This is a genomic window from Tolypothrix sp. VBCCA 56010 (assembly GCF_050875635.1).
Taxonomy (GTDB): domain Bacteria; phylum Cyanobacteriota; class Cyanobacteriia; order Cyanobacteriales; family Nostocaceae; genus Hassallia.
Map to the genome: position 1 here is coordinate 14,168 of NZ_JBPAOH010000038.1, position 21,973 is coordinate 36,140.

Sequence of the window (21,973 nt, forward strand, 5' to 3'; positions counted from 1 at the left end):
TGTTAGTCCGCGCAGGCAGACTTCGTTTGTATAGTAGCGAATTATATTCGCTTTTCAAACATCCTCTAATGTCATACCAATTTAAATAATGTTTGCGACACATAATTTCTTCGTAGGGGCACGGCAATGCCGTGCCCCTACCCATCTGCCGTGCCCTTACCCATCTGTCGCATTCTTTTTTCAAATTGGTGTCACTTTTAATTTTTCATGCTTCGCCTAAAATGCACTTAACTTTACTCGCTTAAACTTCCGCGCAACGGTACTAGGGTGGTTATTGCATTTTCATCTAATGTTTTATCTGTGTTAGTTTTCAAGCGTGTCAATCTACTTTTACGGATACGATCGCTGTCTCGAACACCACCTGCAAGTTCATATTCATTGCTGTTTTTGCCGTACTTGAAACCAACACCCATCAGCATTTTGTCTGAAACCTGACTCAAGGTTTTTTCCATCTCATCCAACTTTTTTTTAGAAGAGTCAATCATAGCTATAGCAGCGTTATAATCTTCAAGCATATTGTGGAAATTCTCTATTAATTGAGTCAGGTTTTGCAAGTTGCAAGTATCATCAAATTTGATATTTGGATCAATAGCTTTCAGTCCGGCAACTCTAAACTCAGCTTTTTCTAGAATCCGGGAACTACGTTTTCTTCGAGACATAAATTTACACAGATTTTAAAGCTTTACAGAGCTATTTTGTCTCAATTAATCTGTATGCTGGTTCAGCAAAAAGCGCAATTTTTTAAGCAAAAGTTTTTACTTATGTCCGTAATTTCTCGGAATTTAATCAGCAAGGGTTGATTTTCAGGGAAATAATATTATGTTTAAGTTGCAGGAAAACTACAATATTGTTGCATAAGCGATCGCACTTTTACTTTTATAGCGGTTCTCGTTTGGATGCAGGTACAGCATTGCTGTGCCCTACAAATAATCTGTATTCTATGCAATTGAGAATCGCTATAGTCAACAGCGATCGCTTTAACCTTAAGCCTTAATGTTGTAAGCTTAAGGCTTGATGTTCTAGCTTTAAGGGTTAATGTTATAACCTTAAGCCTTAATGTTGTAACCTTAAGCCTTAATGTTGTAACCTTAAGGGTTAATGTTATAAGCTTAAGGCTTAATGTTGTAACCTTAAGAGTCATCAATGTTACAATGTTGACTAAAGTTTGTTGGTGAGTGCAATCATCGCTACATAGTGTATATTGTTGATTTACAGCTTCGTTGGGGAAGTCAAAAGTCAAAAGTCAAAAATAACACTTGAGCTTTGATATATGGGACTCATATTTGAATTTTGAAATACACGTAGGGGAGGCAAAAAGGGGTGTGGATGTTCCTCCCCCTTTAGGGTCCGTTGTGTTATGCCGTAGGAAGATCGCACCAAAAGCTTGGAATGGTGCGTTACGGAAGCCGTAACACACCCTACATATATTATCTAATTAATAGTCAACCTCATGCAGGGATTTTGATTGCTAAACGTAGAAGTTCCTATGAAATTGCCGAAAGAATTGCCATCCTTCTTGATAGTTTGACCGCAGACGAAATTGCTAATCAATTATTGTATATTTAGCACAATAATGCTACGACTTTTCATGGCTCGTCCAAAACGCAATTTACAATCAGGTTTTTCCTACCACATTACTACTCGCTGCAATAACCGCGAATTTCGTCTAACGCGCTTAGAATGCCGCGAAGTCTTTCTTTATGCCATCAAGAGGGCACAAGAAAAATATCAATTTAAGCTTTATGCTTTGTGCATTATGAGCAATCATGTGCATTATCTGCTGGAACCCAAACAGCCAGAAGATTTACCGAAAATTATGCACTGGTTGAATTGGTATACTGCTATGTGTTTTAACCGAATGCTCAACCGCACTGGGCATTTTTGGGAAAAGCGCTACCACAGTACAGGTTTTGCCAATACAGACCAACGTCGTGCGTTAAATACTCTGCGATATATTCACGCTAACCCGAAAGCAGCAGGAATACAGCAGGGATTTTTCTACGACTTCAGCAATTATGGCACTCATGACCGTTTGAGTAATGATGGTATCACTCAATGGCATTTGGCGTTTTTGCAATTGGGGAGGACGTTGGAAGAATGTGCGGCTAAATATCGTCAGTTTTGTAAGAAATATCGACCAAAGCCGAAGCCGGAAAAAAGGAATCATTGGGGTAGTAGTTTTTTGCCTTCTTTGAAGAATAAAGGTAAGAAGAAGTCACCGGGGCAGATGAGTTTACCTTGGGACAAGCAGAGAGTAACTGAAGATACTGAGGTGCAGGAGGTAGCAGAAAAGTTTATTCAAGCGAACGGTTATAACCCCGCAGTGCCAGGTATCGGAATTATGAAATGTTGATTCTACCGTTCATCTGGGGTTTGTAATAAATCTTTATAAATATCTGAAAGCCTTAGATGTTACAGTTTACAAGTCTCGATGCGAGAGAAGAGATTCCCACCCCTCCTTACTTCCATTTTCGGGAGGTGTCCTCTTGGGTAAGAGGTATCAAAAGTAACTGATGAGTAAGAGATCCAACTCCTATTCACTCTCCATCCGACGCGATCGCCTAACTTTTCCCAGGCTGATTTATAATACTTGCCGTCAGCTAATCCGCCAACGCTCAAGTAAATTTCCTTCTGGACGCTGAAGCCAAAGTGTCCATTGCTGTATTTTACCCACAAGCGGTCAATTGTGCGTAAGTCAGTGCAAGGAAAATTTAAGAGTTCGTCTTCGTCAAAGTAGTCGCCATCTTCTTTACCTACAGCCTGAATCATCACCCGATAGGTTTCTTGGTCGGCTTCCTTCCAGTTTTTTGCTGCTAGTAAGTTGCGCAGTTTGGTGTAGTCTATGCCTTTTTCTGAGGCTAGGTCATCTGTTTGAGGTGGTGACTGAATAACAGGATTCGAGTTAAGAATCTCTATAGACTGAACTGCTGAGGTGTCTGGCTGAACGAGTTGAGAAAAAACTGTCCTATCTATCTTCAGTTCCTCTCCAGTAATACCCCAATACAAACTCCAAAAAGCTTCAAAGTCTTTTTCAATTTCACATTCAAAACAAACTTGATGAAACTCTCTCAAAAAAATTAGATTTTCTGGAATATTTTTAACTCCAGGTAATAAAACCGGAATTACCGGAATGTCTTTTTCTACGCATTGACTTATAAAACTTTTAAGTTCTAAAGTTTGCCATTTTCCTAAACCGCTTGTACCAATAAAAACAGCAACACATGGGACTTGCTTGATTATTTGTTGTATAACATCTTGGTGGAGTTTCCCTGGTCTAATTCCTTTTTCATCAAGCCAGGGATTCAAACCTAATTGTTTTAGATATTTATAAATAATCCTTATTTTCGGCTTGTCCAAACTATTGTGAGCTAGAAACACATCAAACATAGGCTGTTGCATTTATCACTCCTCCACGCCGGCAATTTTTGCCAAAGCCTTCGCGTAATCTTCCAACCCACCGCGCAAAACTTCCAACTCACTTCGCAACTTGGCTTCCTCCAACCAACTCTGCTCATGTTCTTTAGGACTCACCCCCAGAGGTCGTCTTGCTTCCCACGCTTGCAACAACGGATGCCATTTAGCCAAAAACGGTCTTAAACCATTATTCAACACTGCGATCGCAATTCCCCCCACAGAATCACGAGAAGCACCCACATCGGGACCGGCGGCTTTGAGAACTTCGCGGGTTGTACCAAATAAACTATAAAGAGAGTTCATCGCTTCCCGTACCAAACCCTGGTCAACTTCTAATGGTTGCACAGCAATGCGCGTCACCAATTCGACATAAAGCGACCAAGCGGCTTTCCGTTCTGTGGGGTCAGTATTCCAAGACATCGAACCAATGCCAAAAGGCAGACTTACAGATACAGTTTTTAAGACAACGCGATCGCGCATATTATTTATAGTAAGCAAATTTAACTAAATTATTTAGGTTTATTATAGTAAAATTGCTCATCATAGCTGCACGCATCAGCCTTAAATCATATTGTCGCAGCAACGGACGCGATCGCACCCTGGATTGATCAATGATAACGCGATCGGGATTTGGGAAAATTTCAACATGGAAGTTCAACCAAAATAAATCAGGAATTATTAAGGCGATATTGAGTTTTACAGTCTAAATTCTTTGTTGGATGTAGGGTTACATTTGGCAGTAACAGTAAATCGTGATACATTAACAGAGATACTGCCAGAAATTTTATTAGTATGACAACTACAACAAACTCTCGTTATGTTACCCGACAGCCTGATATTTTATCAGGTGAACCGATTATTAAGGGAACTAGAACGCCTGTGAGAGCAATTGTTGAAAATTGGCGTTTGGGTATTAGACCAGAAGAAATACCGCTACACTTACCTCATTTAACTTTAGCGCAAGTCTTTGATGCTTTGAGTTTTTACTTAGATAATCAAGCAGAAATTAATGAATATATCGAGCGTAATCATGTCCCTGATGAATTAGTCCATCCAGCTATTAAAGCTAGATTAAATCAAAAATGACGATTTTTGCTCAAGTTTATATTGATGAAGATGTAGATGTTCTAGTGGCTACTTTACTCTTAGCAAGAGGTTTTGATGCAACAACAGCACGAGAACAACAAATGTTAGGAAAACCAGATCAAACACAACTAGCTTTTGCTGTATCTATTGGGCATTGTGTTTTAACTCATAACCGACTTGATTTTGAAGAATTACACACAAACTATCTAATTAATAGTCAACCTCATGCAGGGATTTTGATTGCTAAACGTAGAAGTTCTTATGAAATTGCCGAAAGAATTGCCATCCTTCTTGATACTTTAACCGCAGACGAAATTGCTAATCAATTATTGTATATTTAGCGCAACCACAGTGCCAGGTATCGGAATTATGAAATGTTGATTCTACCGTGCATTTGTGGCTTGTAATAAATCTTTATAAATATCTGAAAGCCTTAGATGTTACAGTTTACAAGTCTTGATGCGAGAGAAGAGACCATTAACCCTGGAAAAAGCCCAACCAGGACCCGAAAAAATAACGTCACCAGGGAGATGCCCTCTATGGGAGGCTGTATCAAAATTTATGTGTGAGTAATCAATCGAATTACTTTTCACTGTCCATCCTACGCGATCGCAAAACTTTAACCAGGCTTCTTCATCATACTTGCCGTCAGCTTTATTGCCAACGCTCAAGTAAATTTCCTTCTGGACGCTGAAGCCAAAGTGTCCATTGCTGTATTTTACCCACAAGCCTTCAATTGTGCGTAAGTCAGTGCAAGGAAAATTTAAGAGTTCGTTTTCGTGGAACCAGTCGAACCAGTCGCCATCTTTTTTACCTACAGCCTGAAGCATCACCCGATAGGTTTCTTTGTCGGCTTCCTTCCAGTTTTTTGCTGCTAGTAAGTCGCGTAGTCTGCTATAGTCTATGCCTTTTTCTGATTTAAGTATGTTGGGTTCATTCTGCTGCTCTCTTGGAGGGATGCTGTTAGTAAGCTTTGTTTCTGGTGTTGCAGTCTGAGATGGTTCAGTTTTTGTAGATTCATTCTGCTGCTCCCTTGGAGGGATGCTGTTAGTAGGCTTTGTTTCTGGTGTTGTAGTCTGAGATGGTTCAGTCTTTGTAGGTTCATTCTGCTGCTTGCTTGGAGGGATGCTGTTAGTAGGCTTTGTTTCTGGTGTTGCAGTCTGAGCTGGTTCAGCTTTTATAGGTTGATTATTTCTTACAACGGGCTGATTTCGTCGTTGACTCCAAATCTCTCCACCCACGACTGACGTTACTAAGCCTAGACTTCCCCAACCCACCCATTTCAAAAATTGTCTTCTGTCTGAAGGTTTTTGAGACGGTTGAGATAAAGTGATGGGTTGTGTTTTTGGCTTTTGTCCAGTAATACCCCAAATCAACTGTTCCATTGGATCGGGATTTTGTAGCCGAAAATCTACCCAATGAAAGCCTTTTAAGAATCTCGGAACTATATTTATAAGTTTATCAGGGCATCCAGGAAGAATAACTAAACCTATGCGAAGCTTATGATTCTTCGCAAACTCAACAAGAAACTCCCGCATTTCAATATCTGCCCACGGTCCTACACCAGAGGAACCGATAAATACAGCTACAGCTTTGACTTGAGGAATAATTTCTTCAAGTTGGTCTTGCCAACGTCGAAATGGCTCAAAGTCATACTTATCTAACCAAGCATCTATTCCTTTCTGTAATAGCTGCGCTCTAATTTTTTCTACCTCTGCTTTTTCTTTGCTATTGTGGCAAAGGAAAACATCCTTTGGCATTTATCACTCCTCCACGCCGGCAATCTTTGCTAAAGCCTTCGCATACTCTTCCAACCCACCGCGCAAAACTTCCAACTCACTTCGCAACTTCGCTTCTTCAGACCAACTCTGCTCATGTTCCTTGGGACTCACCCCCACAGGTCGTCTAGCTTCCCACGCTTGCAACAACGGATGCCATTTAGCCAAAAACGGTCTTAACCCATTATTCAAGACTGCGATCGCAATTCCCCCCACAGAATCACGAGAAGCACCCACATCGGGACCTGCTGCTTTGAGAACTTCGCGGGTTGTGCCAAATAAACTATAAAGAGAGTTCATCGCTTCTCGTACCAAACCCTGGTCAACTGACAATGGTTGCACAGCAATGCGCGTCACCAATTCGACATAAAGCGACCAAGCGGCTTTCCGTTCTGTGGGGTCAACTTTCCACGACATGGAACCAATGCCAAAAGGCAGACTTACAGATACAGTCTCTAAAGAAACGCGATCGCGCATATTTATAGTAAACAAATTTAACTAATTTCTCTATGATTATTATAGAACTCTGGTAAAACCCCCGAACACAAGCACGCATCAAACCAGTCTCAGGATGTTTTGTTTAAAATGCGATCGCACATAACTATAAATCAGCAACCCCTATGATAGTAATTACATCTGTGCATCCACCCGCAGGTGTTCATCCGATCGTCTCACCCTTAGCCCCAAGAAAGTTATGTCAGTTGCCCAAGAATTAGAACCAGCAGAAGATATAATATTTCCACCAGGAGATATCTACAGTGACGAACCACCATTGGAAAGCGATTTACATCTACGCCAAATTATTCTGTTATTACAATGCTTAGACTTGTGGTGGCAAAATCGCAATGATTTTTATGCGGCAGGAAATTTGACAATTTACTACAGCCAACGTCAGCTAAAATCAGAAGAATTTCGCGGTCCAGACTTTTTTGTGGTGCTTGGATGCGAAAAAAAACCGCGCAAAAGTTGGGTGATTTGGCAAGAAGATGGTAAATATCCGAATATCATTGTCGAGTTGCTTTCATCTTCCACAAAAGCCACAGACAAAGGCTTAAAAAAACAAATCTATCAAGATATCTTTCGCACACCAGAGTATTTTTGGTTTGACCCTGATAATTTAGAATTTGTGGGGTTTCATTTAGTAGACGCTCATTACCAACCAATAGAAGCGAATCCCCAAGGTTGGTTATGGAGTCAGCAGTTAGATTTATATTTGGGTGTGCAGGACAATCAATTACGCTATTTTACGGCACAAGGGCAGTTAGTGCCGACACCGCAAGAATTGGCTGAACAACAAAAGCAGCGTGCGGACGAGGAAAGACAGCGTGCTGAACAACAAAAGCAGCGTGCGGACGAAGAAAGACAGCGTGCTGAACAACAAAAGCAGCGTGCGGACGAAGAAAAGCAACGCGCAGAACGCCTAGCCGCTAAGTTGCGAGAATTAAATATTGACCCTGATAATCTATAAAGACAATTCGCAATTTGCAATAAAGCGACCAAGCCGCTTTCCGTTGTGTGGGGTCAACTTTCCAAGCCATCGAACCAATGCCAAAAGGCAGACTTACAGATACAGTCTCTAAGGAAACGCGATCACGAAGTGTGGGCAAAGCCCAATCGCGCATATTTACTCACTCTTTAACCTAAAGTTTTATGGTAATATCTGGATATTTTGAACTAATTCAGATAAACTAACACATTTGTCCGTTGCATCACCTTATGATTGTATATGTCTAAAACTTACACCGTTGAAATTTTACACCAAGGCAAAACTCACACTTTGCAAGTTGCTGAAAATGAAACCGTCTTATCAGTTGCCGATGCAGCTGGTTTAGATTTACCAAGTTCTTGTCATGCAGGTGTTTGCACAACTTGTGCGGCTCAAATTACTCAAGGATCTGTAGATCAAACTGATGGCATGGGTGTTAGTCCAGATTTACAAAAACAAGGTTATGCTTTACTTTGTGTCGCTTATCCGCGTTCTGATTTAAAAGTGGAGACAGAAAAAGAAGATATCGTTTATCAGTTACAATTTGGTAAAGGATGATAAATGTTAGTTGTTAATTGTTAGTTGGGAAAAAATTTGACTAACTACTATATGTTAACGACTAAAAATTATTTCAGCAGTATTGCAGTTAAGTCTTAATCAAGCTATTCACGCTCAAACACTAATCAAGCATAAACTAAGATGACTACGCATTTTATAACCGCAGAAATTGACTTGCAAGAAACTCCTTCAGAATTACAAAAAGCAATTGAGACAGAGTTGCAAAAAGAGGGAGAACCTCTGAGATGGGCAATTACTTCTGTAGATGTTGAAAAAGAATCATGCACTGTTGAAGCTGTTGTAACTGTTAGCTAATAACTTTGAATTTTGAATTGATTCGTCCATATACTGCTATCTTAATTGTACCAACTGGCGTTGGGGCAGAAATTGGCGGTTATGCAGGAGATGCATTGCCAGTTGCCAAAGTTGTATCTCAAGTTTGCGATCGCCTAATTACTCACCCCAATGTCCTTAATGGTGCAAGTTTGTATTGGAATTTGCCCAATACTTTCTACGTTGAAGGTTATGGACTTGACAAATTTGCCGCCGGATGCTGGGGTTTGCGTCCAGTTCATCAAAATCGCATAGGTTTGCTTTTAGACCAAGGAATTGAGCCAGAGTTGCGACTGCGACATTTGCAAGCAGCCGATGCCGCCAGAGCCACTTTAGGATTATCCTTGACAGATTATGTAATAACTGATGCACCTTTAGAAGTAGAATTGCGGTCATCGGCATCGGGTGCGAGTTGGGGGACAATTGGCAACCCAGATAGCTTGTTAAGGGCAGCAGAAGTACTGATAAATAAAGCGGGGGCGGAGGCGATCGCAGTTGTTGCCCGTTTCCCCGATAATATTGATGAACAAGCTGATCGAAACTACCGCCACGGTAAAGGAGTCGATGCGATCGCTGGGGCAGAAGCCGTAATTAGTCATTTAATAGTGCGAACCTTTCAAATTCCTTGTGCCCATTCCCCCGCACTTTCTCCCGCACCGTTAGATCCCGATTTATCTCCACGTTCCGCCGCCGAAGAATTAGGTTATACTTTCTTACCATGCGTCCTTGTCGGTTTGAGTCGCGCACCTCAATTTATTGTCCCCCAAACTCATCAATTGCCCGAACCGACTGACATTTGGGCTAATCAAGTTGATGCCGTCATCGTACCCGCAACCGCCTGTGGTGGTAGCACTCTGTTAAGCTTGAATAAGAGACGATGCCAAATCATCACCGTCCTTGAAAACAAAACTCAGATGCAAGTTCCTCCCCAACCCTTGGGAATCAAGTACATACAGGTAAACTCATATTTAGAAGCAGTGGGTGCATTAGTAGCACACAAAGCAGGCATCAACTTATCTGCCCTAAGTTCAAAAATATCGTCTTTGCAGTTATTTGTTAGTAGTTAGTGGTTAGTGGTTAGTTGTTAGTAGTTAGTAGTTAGTAGTTAGTTGTTAGTAGTTAGTTGTTAGTTGTTAGTAGTTAGTTGTTAGTAGTTAGTTGTTAGTAGATAGGTATTGGGCATTTATCCCCCTTGTCCACGCCAGACGCTACAACGGAGGGAACCTCCGCAACGCGCTGGCTCCCCTTGTCCACGCCAGACGCTACAACGGAGGGAACCTCCGCAACGCGCTGGCTCCCCTTGTCCCCCCTGTCCCCCTGTCCCCCTGTCCCCCCCTCCCCCCCTCCCCTCCCGTGGAACAGCAAAAGCAAGAACCAGAAATTCCCTACTTGACACGCACCCAAGTGCTTGTGGCAATGGGTGTGACTGCAATAATGTTATGGATAATTGCCAAGTTGTGGTTGCGTTTTGGCAACGTAGCGATATTTTCTTGGCATTGGCAGGAAAAAGATTTACTTTTAGGAATAGCCTTAGGGTTAATCATCACCGCTGTGAGTGGATTAGCTTATCGTTTTTGGGCTGCTTACCGCAAAAGTGCAGATTATTACTTAGAAATAGTACTTAAACCCTTAGCTTTGCCAGACATAATTTGGCTGGGGTTGCTACCAGCATTAAGTGAAGAATTGTTATTTCGAGGTGTGATGTTGCCGGCTTTGGGAGGAGATCATGTAGCGGTAATTGTATCGAGTCTCTGTTTTGGCGTCTTACACCTTAGCAGTCCCCAACAATGGACTTATGTAATTTGGGCAACTATTGTTGGATTAATATTAGGGTACAGCGCTTTAATTAGTGGTAACTTGTTAGTGCCGATTGTTGCTCATATGTTGACGAATTTGATTTCTAGTTATTTCTGGAAAATTCGGCGATTAGGTTAAAGTAGAGACGTAAGGCGTGGAACGTCTCTACTGCAAATTTTTATATACTATTTGCGTAATTTTTGGGAAAGTTGAGACATATGTCTGTATATAACTAGATATGCTCTCATCAAGGTTAAGCGGAGGCTTTTCCTATGCTTTTCCATTCAAAATCCCGCAGTAACAATACATATCGCTTTTCTAGCATCACCGCAACCCTCATTGTTTCCCTAGTTTATACGGTGTTTAGTCAAGCAGAAATTTTTAAGGCGATCGCACAAAAACCTAGTACAGCCGAAGTTACCCAGCCTTTACAAAACCGCAAGGCAGAAGCTGATAAACTTTTAGAAACGGGGACTAAGCAACTGGATGACGACGAAAATGAAGCTGCGTTGCAGTCCTTTGAAAAAGCACTAGCTATTTATCGAGAGATTAAAAACCGTCAGGGAGAAGGTAAAGCATTACAAAAGATAGGAAATACCTATCTTAATCAGGATAATAATGAGAAAGCGATTGAATATTCACAAGCTAGTTTAACAATTGCAAAAGAAATTAAAGACCGACAACTAGAAGGAAAATCTTTAAGTATTTTAGGTGCAGGTTATAAAGGCAGCAATAACTATAATAAAGCCCTAGAGTGCCAACAGCAAGCTTTAGGCATTGCGCGAGAAATTAAAAATGGTGAACTTGAATCTCATGCATTGCGACGCATTGGTCGTATTTACTATGCCCAGCAGAATTATCAGCAAAGCTTGGCAGTTGCAAAGCAAATTAATAATATTAAATTAAAAGGGTATGCTCTACGTTGATGCGATCGCTGCAACAATTAACAATACTAAAAAATTGGTAGATAACCAATTTAATTTGGATATTGTCTACTCGATGAATGACTACTCAATAGTACATTTGGCAACTCATGCTGCTTTTGTCGCGGGTCAGCCAGAGAATTCTTTCATTCTATTTGGTAATGGAAAATATGTAACTCTACGCGATGTGCAAAACTGGAATTTATCTCATGTAGATTTGGTGGTGTTGAGTGCTTGCGAAACAGGTAATGGTAATGGTTTAACTAACAAGTTGGGTGATGGTAAAGAGATTTTAGGCTTTGGTTATCAAATACAACGAACTGGTGCTAAATCAGCTATTTCTACTTTATGGTCTGTTGATGATGGTGGTACGCAAGCTTTAATGGATAACTTCTATACTATATTGCGAAAGCCCAATACCACCAAAGCTGAAGCACTCCGACAAGCCCAAATCGCTTTAATAACTAATAAAGGTGTATCAACACTTAACAATGATTTCAGCCATCCTCATTACTGGGCACCGTTTATTCTCATCGGCAATGGGCTTTAAAGAGGCGCAAAGTTAAACGTTATTACGTATATTAACTTAATTTAAATATAATTTTTTGTAAATGCAAATGCGATGGGCGCAGCCCCGCCGGAGGCGATCGCCTATCTGCATTTTTGTTCCAATAACATCACTTGGCTTGTAAGCCATAGTATATTTTGTGCTATTGTGTCGATATTATATTTTTAATTACCTAATAGGTAAGCAAATGGATAGGCGAACATTTCTGAAGTACTCACTGGCAACAGGTGTCGTTATCTGGGTGGGTGACAAACTCCCCAAGATGGCAGGAATGAGCAAAGATCGAGTCAAAAAATTGTTTGCTGTAGAATCTGCCAATGCTGTCACACCCATCTTTCCGCAGAGTGTAGCCTCAGGAGATCCGCAACCGCGTGGGATTACTCTTTGGACTCGTGTTGTTCCACCTCAACCTGGTCTGGTTGAGGCTGCCTTTGAGATTTCCACAGACTCTAAATTCAGCACATTCGTCTTGCGTGGTTTCGCACAGACAGATGCGTTCAAGGATTACACCCTCAAAGTTCGCCTGAATTCCAGGCACATCCAACCTTCTACCACCTATTACTATCGATTTATCTATAAAGGAACAGTCAGCAAAACGGGTCGCTTTAAGACACTGCCTGCTTCTAAATCTGAGGTTGACCAAGTTCGCTTCGCATACATTAACTGCCAGGACTACATTAACGGCTACTACAACGCTTATCGCTTTCTTGCAGAAGAGGAGATAGATTTTGTTGTATTTTTGGGTGATTACATTTATGAAACAGTGGGAGACACCAGTTTCCAGAACAATGGCATTCGTCCCCTACAGTTACCCAGTGGCGAACCTGCTGCTGCCACGCTTGAAGACTATCGATTCCTCTATCAGACGTGCAATGGAGATTCAGATTTGCAAAAGCTACGGGAGCGCTTTGCCTTTATCACCATTTGGGACGATCACGAGTTTGCCAACGATTGCTTTCAAGTGAATGCTCCTGACCAAGTTCCATTCTTTAAACCAAAGCTTCGTCAGTTAGCAAATCAAGCATGGGCAGAATACACCCCGACTAGTATTCCTTTCCTGGGTAACAGGGGTCCGCTGGCTTCTCTGCAAATCTACCGCACATTTAAATTTGGCAACTTACTAGAACTAGTAATGACGGACGAGCGCCTCTATCGGGACGGACCTCCCTGTGATAACCTTGAGGCGCAACAGCAGTATTATCTCACACAGAAGCGATATATCACCCCAGACTGTCCCGAACGAAGCAATCCAAACCGAACTATGTTAGGTCAAAGACAGCGTGAGTGGTTCATTAATCAAATTTGCAATTCTTCCTGTATCTGGAAGATTTGGGGCAATGAAGTAATGACCATGCAACTCAAGGTATTGTCAGCATTCGCAACACAATTTTTGGGACAAGCGACCCCGGATTTGTTCGTGGCGTTAGATCAGTGGGATGGCTATCCTGCTGAACGCACCCTACTGTTCCAAACTCTCAAAAACGCTGGAATTAAAAACTTTGTAACAATTACTGGTGACCTCCACTCATTTGTTACTGGATATCAAAAAGTGAACTTTGATGACCCACTTGATGCGCCGATAGGGGTAGAGTTTGTAGTTGGCTCAACCACATCCTCCAATTTTTCTGAAGAAAGTAGTCCTAGCTCGTTGGGAGTTCCCCTACCACCAATCGACCTGATTACTCAAGTGCTTACAGCTAGTAATGCACATATCCAATATTTTAACTCTGCAACCCACGGCTACAATTTGGTTGAAGTGACATCAGAGGCTTTGACTTGTACGTTAAAGGCAGTCAGCGATATTACAACACTAGGGGGAACACTCTCAACTCTGAAAGTTTTCCGGGTGCCCCGCGATCGAGTGTTAATTGAAGACGTTACCACAGAGAAGTAAAGGATTTTGAAAAAAGCTTTCCCTCAGGGGAAACGCATCTTATTTTTTATCTGAAATCAAACTTTCTCCCCCTCTCCCTCTCCCCCCTCCCCCTCTGGAGCCTCAACGAGAAAATTAAAAGCATCACAGCTTATTAGCTTTATTGACTCAAGATTAGTGTTGGGTTTCATTCGGTTCAACTTAATCTACCAAATATTATCAGCGTTGCGTAGGGTGCGTTACGCGCTTCACGATAACGCACCGTCAATGATGTTCGGTGCGTTAGGACTTGCGTCCATAACGCACCCTACCAAACTACCAAATATTATCAGTGTTTAAATAAACTTGATATAAGCAAACAAACTGTTACAAACTATTTGCTTAATTTTGCTAAATTTGAAAAAGAACTTAGTTTTCTATTAAATTGTTTTTCATCCAATTTAAGAACAAGCTTACCATGTATATAAATCGAAAATATTTTAAAAACAAGTCATATCGTTTATCTACACTTACTTCAATTATACTTTTTTCGCTCAATTTTCCTATCGTTCAATTGGCTGTAATTACACCGAGAATATCAACTGCTTTAGCACAGACACCAAACAATCAAAGTAATAAAGCCAAAGCTGATAAGCTTTTTCAAGAGGGTGTACAACTTTTGCGGCAAGGTTCACAGCAATCTCGCAAAGATTTGTTGCAACAAGCCTTGACTATTTTCCAACAAGTGCTAGCGATACGGCAAGAATTACGCGATCAAAAGGGTGAAGGGGAAACTCTGGATAATATTGGAGAAGTTTACAACGGTTTAGAGCAATTTCCTCAAGCTTTGCAAGTGTTGCAGCAAGCTTTGGCAATTCATCGACAAGTAGGCGATCGCACTAAAGAAGGAATATCTCTTTTAAATATAGGAGTAGCTTACAGAAGTTCAAAAGAATACTCTCGCGCTTTAGAATTTCTTAATCAAGCGTTGGTAATTAATAGACAGATAAACAATCAAGTTGCTTTGAGCAAGAATTTATTAAACTTGGGACTAGTTTATTACAACCAAAACCAGTATCCCAAAGCGCTTGAATTTTATCAACAAGCTTTGCCAATTGCGATAAAAATTAAAAATCGCGCTTTGCAAGCTCAAAGTTTGACAGCAATAGGATTAGTTTATCAAAAGCAAAATGAAAATTATCGTCTTGTAGAAGTTTATCAGGAATTATTGCCCATAGCGAGAGAAATTAAAAACCGAAAAATTGAGATGGCTGCTTTGTCTCTGTTGAGTCTTGCTTACTTTCAAAAGGAAAACTATCAGAAAGCAGTTGAATTTGGTCAACCTGCTTTAATAATTGCACGAGAAATCAAAGAGCGCAATGTAGAAGCGTATATTTTGGGAACTCTCGGTTATAGTTACTTTGTGCTAAATGATTATCAAAAAGCAGTTGAATATGCGAAACTTAGTTTAGCGATCGCACCCAAAGATCCAACTATTGCAACGATAAATTCGCTCACTCTCGGCAATGCCTATAATATATTAAATCAGCCTCAAAAAGCAGTTGAGCTTCTTGAACCAGCTTTCTTCATTGCAAGAGAAACTAAAGATCGTAAAATTGAAGGTTCGATTTTGATAACTCTAGGTGCTGCTTACGGTATCTTGGGAAACATTCCCAAAGCGGTTAATTCTTTTGAGCAAGGTTTAGTAATTGCCAGAGAAACCAAACAGCGCGAACTTGAAGGTTTGGCTTTAGCACAACTCGGATTAATTGACGTTTTGCAAGGAAAACCGCAAAAAGCAGTTGAATATGCACAAGCTTCTTTGAGAATATCTAAAGAAGTCAAAAATAATGAAATTCAAGCAATAGCTGTAGCTACTCTCAGCTTTGCTTACGCTTCACAGCCATATACACTGGGAGATCCGCAGAAAGCAGTAGAGTTTGCCAAGCTAGCATTAACACTGACACAACAAAGTAAGCAGCCATATTTAAAAGCGATGGCTGTAAATATTCTCAGCATGAGTTACGCTGCGGTTAATGATTCTCAAAAATCGATTGAATTTGCTAATCAAGCCTTAAAAATTGGACAGGAAATCAAAGTTACCCTATTGCAAGAATGGTCAATGAATCTGCTGGCAATTAATTATCTGGTACTGGGAGATTATCAACAAACGATTAACTTAGTTTCACAAAACTTACAATTTTCTCAACAATCAAAAAATCGCAGGCTGCAAGCAGAAGATTTGGGATTATTAAGCATTGCTTACATTGGAATAGGAGACAAGCAAAAAGCACTTAGTTCAGCACAAACAGGTTTTAACTTGGCACGAGAAATAAAAGATTCTCGATTAGAACGTTTTGCTCTTAGGAATTTAAGCCAAGTTCATAGTGCATTAGGCAACTATGAAAAAGCGATTGAATCTTCACAAGCTAGTTTAGCGATCGCCAAAAAAGTCCAAAGCCGTGATGGAGAAAAAGACGCATTAATTGATTTGGGAAATCTTTATAGTAAACTCGGCAAAACAACGCAAGCAATTAATGTTTATAAACAGTCCTTAGCAATTACCATAACAACTGAAGTTGCTGGCGATCAATTCAAAGCACAGGCTGGTTTAGCTCGCATTTATCGAAAGTTGAATAATCCGCAAAAAGCGATTAAATACTACGAGCAAGCTATTAACGATATTCAAAAGCAGCGTGTTAATATCCAAGGACTTTCTTCCAGATTGCAAGAATCTTTTTTGCAAAATGTTCAAGATAGAGCAAACAATGTAAAGACGGTTGATATCTATCGCGAATATGCAGATTTATTGCTGAAGCAAAATCAAGTTACTCAGGCTCAACAAGTATTAGATTTGTTGAAGTTGCAAGAATTAAAAGCTTATGGAAGCAGCGTACAAACAACTAGACAGCCGCAACCACAAACTCAAGTTGGTATCAACGCCATTTTAGACAAAGCAGTAGCATTAGGTAAAGAACTAGACACGCTAGAGAACATTAAACCTGTCAATAAAAGAACTCCCGCTCAACAACAGCGCGTCCAAGAACTACGAAAAATTCAGGGGCAAATTAATCAACAGTTTGAAGCTTTTCTCAAAAGTCCAGAAGTGGAAAAACTGGTGGCACAATTACAGCAAACTACCGGGGGAGAAGGTTTAAATCCTAATTATTTAAACAACTTACAAGATAACCTCAAACGACTTCAACAAGATGCCGTCCTTTTATATCCTCTCGTTCTCAAAGACCGTTTGGAGTTAGTTGTCGCAACTCCTTATGGTCCCCCGATTCGTCGCACAGTTGCTGTCACCGAAAAAGAACTCAACAGCAGCATAGCTCAATTCCGCAAAGATTTACAAACTCCTAAAAGTAATCCCAAAATTACCGCACAGAAGCTGTATCAATGGTTGATTAAACCTATCGAAAAAGACCTTGCCCAAGCGAAAACCAAAACTATTATTTACGCTCCCGATGGACAATTGCGCTATATTCCCCTAGCGGCTTTACATGATGGCAATCAATGGCTGGTGCAACGCTTCCGCATTAATAATATTACTGCCCTGAGTTTGACAGATTTTAATACCAAACCACAACCACAAATCCAAATTTTAGCTGCTGCTTTTGCTGACACTAAACGTAGTGTCACAGTTAAACTTGGTGAACAGCGATATACATTTCAAGGATTAGAATTTGCCGGACGTGAGGTGGAAGGTATAGCAAGCACAATTCGCAACACTAAGAAAGTTTTAAACGAACAATTCAACTCAGGTATTATTTACTCGATGAATGACTATTCGATAGTGCATTTAGCAACTCATGCGGCTTTTGTTGTCGGTCAACCTGAGGATTCTTTGATTATGTTTGGGGATGGCACTTATGTTACGCTTCGCGACGTGCAAAACTGGAATTTATCGCAAGTAGATTTAATGGTGCTGAGTGCTTGCGAAACTGGTTTGGGTAAGAAATTGGGCGATTTAGGCGATGGGAAAGAGATTTTGGGCTTTGGCTACCAAATACAACGAACTGGGGCAAGGTCTGCGATCGCCTCATTATGGGTTGTTGACGATGGCGGTACGCAAGCTTTGATGGATAATTTCTATACTATATTGCCAAAGCGCAACACTACCAAAGCTGAGGCACTCCGACAAGCCCAAATCGCCTTGATAACTAACAGTAAAAACGCTTTAAAGAAGCAACAAGGCACATCAGCAGCAGGCAATGACTTCAGCCATCCTTACTACTGGGCACCATTTATTCTCATCGGTAATGGGCTTTAAGAAGTTAGGAGTTAGGAGTTGGAAATTATTACGTATATTCATTGATGCAAAAATGTAATTTTTTTAAGCAATGAGTGCGATCTTCGCAGCTTACCGTAGGTATCGCCTGTGGTAAAATTCGATGTTCTAAGACTTTTGTCCAAAGTCCAATATTTCACCTTATGCGCGAACCCACAGATAGCACGACTCAAAGAAATAATCACGCTAAGACAGTAAAACTTCATTAAAACTCCCATCACAAGATATAATCAACAAATCAGAGAAAAATAAATCAACACCAGAAACGATATTAGAGAAGACAAAGCGAAAACCAAAAGAGGCATTACGCGCACATGTTGATTATGCAATTGTATACCCTTCGCTGATTCGTTTTTCTGCGGACTGAATTCTTACCAGAATGAGGGCATTCCTAATGATTTGATGGATTGTCAGTTTTGAGTGAAGTTCTTTAATTTGAGGAAAATATGACTCATTATATCGATGTAATGGAAGGACCGAGGTTTAAAAAAGTATATGAACTTATGAAGGATCAACCTCGAATCAAAACGGTTAAACGAATAAATTTACGGTCATTTTATGACCAATTTGATTTTATTAAAAGAGCAGGTTACCCAATTATAGTTACTGACTATGGTAAAGGATGTAGACAAACTATAGTCTCAAATCTTTGTGAAAAATACGGAAAAATAATTTTCCAGGTGAGAAAAGGTAATTACTATGACCCTATAGTAAGACTCACCTCATCTCGAGAATATGAATTTATAAGTGTTATGGATTATATGAATCTCATGTCCGAAGGAAAGGGTACTTCCCTTTACGCTGCAAAGCAGGTTATTGAGAACATAGCGCTATCAGATTTATTTACAAGTTACCCAGAAGTTTACACAAAAGAGGAATTTGCAAGGCCACGTCTGTGGATTGGTCCGAAAGGTTCAATCACTCCTTTGCACAAGGATTCTATAGACAATTTTATTCATCAAATTGTTGGATTAAAGAGATGGTCGCTTTACCCAGTTCGGGATATTCCTTGGCTTTATATGTCAATTCCTTCATCTAAACCTGATACAGACCTTGGTTACAGCAAGATCGACTTGAGAAATGTTGATTTAACTAAATTTCCTGATTTTGCTCAGGCTAAATGTGTAGAAGTTTTTACCATGCCTGGAGAAATGCTTTACCTTCCAATGGGTTGGGGGCATTATGTAGAGTGTGTAGAAGATTTTTCAATCATGGTAAATTATTGGCTAAAGTAGGTAGGCGTTGATAAACGGTAGTGGCTACATATTAGGGACTTCCAGAAAATAAAATATACAAATAATTAAAATAATAATCATTGTAAGGGGGATAGAGAGGCTGCCGCCGGCAGCCTCTCCCTCCCCCATTTAATAATGATTGAATTTTTGGGTGTCCAGAGGTGTCTATACAATTAACGGATTCACTGAAAAAAATATTGAAGGAAACCGCAGAACAATTAAAAGGTGCGGCTAGCCGTAAATTTATAGCACAAACAGTTATGGCTTTAGGACTAGGAGGACATTCACTTGCAAAACAAAAGTTAGGATGGAATCGCGTAAGTCTTTTAGACTTTGGACAAAAGACTTACGCACTGTACAAATAAACCTAAAGTGCATCAACGACACTGCGCCAAGCCGCACGTTAAGCGCTCTTCATATGCGAATTTAATTAAGCAAACGATAGCTTATACTATATTTTACATTTAGTTCCACCTATGGAAGTATATAGGTCTGACTCAGTTTTCCTAGGCGTTGGATACTTCTACAAATCGGTGTGGCGATCGCCTCTTTATGTAAGCGACATAACCAAACCTTATCACACCAACTAGAGAATAGCCGAAGTGTTTCTTGCTTTAATTACTTTTGGTTCTAACTATGAAGCTAAGTCCAACCTGGTCAAAGCGTTAAAAGCTCTCAATCAACAGGTACAGATATTGGCTGTATCTCCAGTATACGAAAACCCAGCCATTACCAAAACGACTGCAACACCTTATCTCAATGGTGCCTGCTTAGTAAAGACAAGTTTACAAGCACTTGAGCTGCATGAGCAAGTGTTGCGCCCTATAGAGGATAATTTAGGTCGAATCCGGGGAGACGAAGGCAAAGTTAAATGTAGCATCGACCTCGATCTTGTACTTTACGATAAAGAAGTTCTGTCAACTCCCAACCTGCAATTGCCAGCGCCGGATATTTTACAATACGCTTATGTAGCAGTACCACTAGGGTTTCTGGTGCCTAATTGGATTCATCCAATAACAAAACAGACGATGGCTGAAATCGCAAATCGATTTTCCCAACAAAAGGCTACCTTTTATCATCAAGTAGAGGTGAATGAAGCGATCGCAGCTGAGTTATCTGCCCATACCCTATCAACCATGAAACCGATACAACCTTGGCATTGGCGAAAGCTGCCTCTGGGTAAACTAAGTGGAGCGCAAGTCTTCCAGGCACTATTTTTCAATCCAAGTCGTTCTTCTGAACGTATTGCAACTCTTCTAGAAAGCCCAGTTACGCCTAGCACTCACCTAGCTCGATATTCTATTTGTGCAGGTTCTCCCCGCTTGATAGAGGGTCAACAGAGGCTATGGACACCGCCTTTAGGAGATATTCTTCAGTTTTTGCGCTGTCTGCTCAATCATCAAAATGAAGACGCGAGTATAAATGCAGAATCGATTGTGCCTCCTGAACTTCCCTTTACAGGTGGTTGGTTGGGATGGCTCGGATATGACTTAGCATGGGAGATTGAGCAACTGCCCCAACACAAAGTTGATCCGCTTCCTTTCCCGATCGCCTACTGGTATGAACCGGAATCGTTTGCAGTTGCAGATCATCAACAGCAAATTCTTTGGTTAGCCGCTACTGACTTAGCTCAACTTACAGTAATGCAAAGTCAGCTAGAGCAAGCAGATAAAGAAAGGCAAACGCAATCACCGCACGAACACAAAACTACTTCTGTAACTCCGACTTTCCAAATGTCTCAGGAAGATTATATAGCGGCGGTGCAGCAAGCTAAAAAATATATTCAAGCTGGCGACATCTTTCAAGCTAATTTGTCCTTAAGGTTTGAAGCGCATACCCCTTTTGATAGCTGGTCAATTTATCGAGCTTTGCAGCAAATAAATCCTTCCCCCTTTGCCAGTTATTGGCAAACTCCTTGGGGGGCAATTATTAGCTGTTCACCTGAGAGGCTAATACAGTTATCAGGAAGGCAAGTTCAGACTCGACCGATCGCCGGAACGCGATCGCGTGGCGCCACCCCCACGGCTGATGAGCAGTTAGCACAAGAGTTAATCAGCAACACCAAGGAAAGAGCGGAACACATCATGCTAGTTGACTTAGAGCGCAATGACATCGGCAGAGTCTGCGAGTGGGGGTCTGTAAAAGTCGATGAACTTTTGACAATTGAACGCTACAGTCATGTCATGCACCTTGTCAGCAATGTTATCGGTACGCTACATCCAAACTATGACGCTGTAGATTTGATTCGAGGTGTGTTTCCTGGGGGTACGATTACTGGCTGTCCTAAAGTTCGTTGTATGGAAATTATCGAAGAACTCGAACCTGTAAAGCGCAACTTATTTTACGGTTCCTGCGGTTATCTGGATTGGCGGGGAAACCTCGATTTAAATATTCTGATTCGCACGCTCCTATATACTGATATGAGCGATTCTACTGAGGCAATTGTTTGGGGACAAGTTGGTGCTGGCATTGTTGCAGATAGCGACCCTCAAAAAGAATGGTATGAGTCTCTACAGAAAGCACAAGCTCAACTCAATGCTCTAAATCTGGCTGTTGATATTTCATCAAAATACCGCCAGTAAGTGAGTTGTGCGGCTCCCTACCTGAGGCAGGGAACGAGAGAGAAATAGGACTTACGCAAAAACCCTCTGC

General features: G+C 40.8%; 19 protein-coding genes and 3 pseudogenes. 17 read left to right on the plus strand and 5 right to left on the minus strand.

The window, feature by feature from the left end:
- Nucleotides 1–233: 233 nt before the first annotated feature.
- Nucleotides 234–659 carry a hypothetical protein gene (locus AABK37_RS15335; RefSeq protein ID WP_432552420.1) on the minus strand — a complete coding sequence of 142 codons (426 nt, stop codon included), beginning with the start codon at nt 657–659 and terminating at the stop codon, nt 234–236.
- A gap of 730 nt (nt 660–1,389) precedes the next feature.
- On the opposite strand from AABK37_RS15335, the gene AABK37_RS15340 reads away from it, so the two are divergent.
- Both AABK37_RS15340 and AABK37_RS15345 read left to right on the plus strand, forming a co-directional pair.
- Complete coding sequence (locus AABK37_RS15340; protein ID WP_432552421.1) at nt 1,390–1,566, plus strand: hypothetical protein; 177 nt, start codon at nt 1,390–1,392, stop codon at nt 1,564–1,566.
- A gap of 22 nt (nt 1,567–1,588) precedes the next feature.
- The gene (locus AABK37_RS15345) at nt 1,589–2,353 is read left to right on the plus strand and encodes a transposase (protein ID WP_432552422.1); all 765 of its coding nucleotides are present in this window, start codon (nt 1,589–1,591) and stop codon (nt 2,351–2,353) included.
- A 59-nt stretch (nt 2,354–2,412) separates the two neighbouring features.
- Here AABK37_RS15345 and AABK37_RS15350 read toward each other — a convergent pair whose 3' ends face one another.
- Both AABK37_RS15350 and AABK37_RS15355 read right to left on the minus strand, forming a co-directional pair.
- Nucleotides 2,413–3,399: a GUN4 domain-containing protein gene (locus AABK37_RS15350; protein ID WP_432552423.1), complete on the minus strand. Its 987-nt coding sequence runs from the start codon at nt 3,397–3,399 to the stop codon at nt 2,413–2,415.
- 3 nt (nt 3,400–3,402) lie between these two features.
- Complete coding sequence (locus AABK37_RS15355) at nt 3,403–3,894, minus strand: hypothetical protein (protein ID WP_432552450.1); 492 nt, start codon at nt 3,892–3,894, stop codon at nt 3,403–3,405.
- A 312-nt stretch (nt 3,895–4,206) separates the two neighbouring features.
- Between AABK37_RS15355 and AABK37_RS15360 the strand changes: the two genes are divergently transcribed.
- On the plus strand, nt 4,207–4,500 hold the full coding sequence (locus AABK37_RS15360) for a DUF433 domain-containing protein (RefSeq protein WP_181931288.1): 294 nt from the start codon (nt 4,207–4,209) through the stop codon (nt 4,498–4,500).
- On the plus strand, nt 4,497–4,841 hold the full coding sequence (locus tag AABK37_RS15365) for a DUF5615 family PIN-like protein (RefSeq protein WP_432552424.1): 345 nt from the start codon (nt 4,497–4,499) through the stop codon (nt 4,839–4,841). The genes AABK37_RS15360 and AABK37_RS15365 overlap by 4 nt, the downstream gene beginning before the upstream one ends.
- A gap of 99 nt (nt 4,842–4,940) precedes the next feature.
- Here the strand turns inward: AABK37_RS15365 and AABK37_RS15370 are convergent, their stop codons facing one another.
- Both AABK37_RS15370 and AABK37_RS15375 read right to left on the minus strand, forming a co-directional pair.
- Nucleotides 4,941–6,260: a GUN4 domain-containing protein gene (locus tag AABK37_RS15370; RefSeq protein ID WP_432552425.1), complete on the minus strand. Its 1,320-nt coding sequence runs from the start codon at nt 6,258–6,260 to the stop codon at nt 4,941–4,943.
- Nucleotides 6,261–6,263: 3 nt separating this feature from the next.
- A complete protein-coding gene (locus AABK37_RS15375) occupies nt 6,264–6,755 on the minus strand; it encodes a hypothetical protein (protein ID WP_432552451.1) in 492 nt (163 codons plus the stop codon).
- Between the two features lie 217 nt (nt 6,756–6,972).
- Between AABK37_RS15375 and AABK37_RS15380 the strand changes: the two genes are divergently transcribed.
- The 13 genes and pseudogenes from AABK37_RS15380 (at nt 6,973) to AABK37_RS15440 (ending at nt 21,903) form a co-directional block, all read left to right on the plus strand.
- Nucleotides 6,973–7,746 (plus strand): Uma2 family endonuclease, encoded by a 774-nt coding sequence (locus AABK37_RS15380; protein WP_432552426.1) that lies wholly within the window; start codon nt 6,973–6,975, stop codon nt 7,744–7,746.
- Between the two features lie 258 nt (nt 7,747–8,004).
- On the plus strand, nt 8,005–8,322 hold the full coding sequence (locus AABK37_RS15385) for a 2Fe-2S iron-sulfur cluster-binding protein (protein WP_432552427.1): 318 nt from the start codon (nt 8,005–8,007) through the stop codon (nt 8,320–8,322).
- 141 nt (nt 8,323–8,463) lie between these two features.
- On the plus strand, nt 8,464–8,637 hold the full coding sequence (locus AABK37_RS15390) for a hypothetical protein (RefSeq protein ID WP_432552428.1): 174 nt from the start codon (nt 8,464–8,466) through the stop codon (nt 8,635–8,637).
- A gap of 20 nt (nt 8,638–8,657) precedes the next feature.
- Nucleotides 8,658–9,722: a DUF3326 domain-containing protein gene (locus AABK37_RS15395; RefSeq protein WP_432552452.1), complete on the plus strand. Its 1,065-nt coding sequence runs from the start codon at nt 8,658–8,660 to the stop codon at nt 9,720–9,722.
- A 286-nt stretch (nt 9,723–10,008) separates the two neighbouring features.
- Complete coding sequence (locus AABK37_RS15400; protein ID WP_432552453.1) at nt 10,009–10,590, plus strand: CPBP family intramembrane glutamic endopeptidase; 582 nt, start codon at nt 10,009–10,011, stop codon at nt 10,588–10,590.
- 134 nt (nt 10,591–10,724) lie between these two features.
- Complete coding sequence (locus AABK37_RS15405; protein WP_432552429.1) at nt 10,725–11,378, plus strand: tetratricopeptide repeat protein; 654 nt, start codon at nt 10,725–10,727, stop codon at nt 11,376–11,378.
- A pseudogene (locus tag AABK37_RS15410) lies at nt 11,374–11,925 on the plus strand (CHAT domain-containing protein); the annotation flags it as partial. The gene AABK37_RS15405 and the pseudogene AABK37_RS15410, both read left to right, overlap by 5 nt.
- Before the next feature lie 205 nt (nt 11,926–12,130).
- Nucleotides 12,131–13,837, plus strand: coding sequence for an alkaline phosphatase D family protein (locus tag AABK37_RS15415; RefSeq protein ID WP_432552430.1), 1,707 nt, complete (start codon nt 12,131–12,133; stop codon nt 13,835–13,837).
- Nucleotides 13,838–14,369: 532 nt separating this feature from the next.
- A complete protein-coding gene (locus tag AABK37_RS15420) occupies nt 14,370–18,068 on the plus strand; it encodes a tetratricopeptide repeat protein (protein ID WP_432552431.1) in 3,699 nt (1,232 codons plus the stop codon).
- Nucleotides 18,069–18,532: 464 nt separating this feature from the next.
- Nucleotides 18,533–19,321: a cupin-like domain-containing protein gene (locus AABK37_RS15425; protein ID WP_432552432.1), complete on the plus strand. Its 789-nt coding sequence runs from the start codon at nt 18,533–18,535 to the stop codon at nt 19,319–19,321.
- Nucleotides 19,322–19,488: 167 nt separating this feature from the next.
- Nucleotides 19,489–19,638, plus strand: a pseudogene (locus tag AABK37_RS15430) (ISAzo13-like element ISMae28 family transposase); the annotation flags it as partial.
- Nucleotides 19,639–19,923: 285 nt separating this feature from the next.
- Nucleotides 19,924–20,298, plus strand: a pseudogene (gene folK, locus AABK37_RS15435) (2-amino-4-hydroxy-6-hydroxymethyldihydropteridine diphosphokinase); the annotation flags it as partial.
- Between the two features lie 159 nt (nt 20,299–20,457).
- Nucleotides 20,458–21,903: an anthranilate synthase component I gene (locus AABK37_RS15440; protein ID WP_432552454.1), complete on the plus strand. Its 1,446-nt coding sequence runs from the start codon at nt 20,458–20,460 to the stop codon at nt 21,901–21,903.
- Nucleotides 21,904–21,973: the final 70 nt, after the last annotated feature.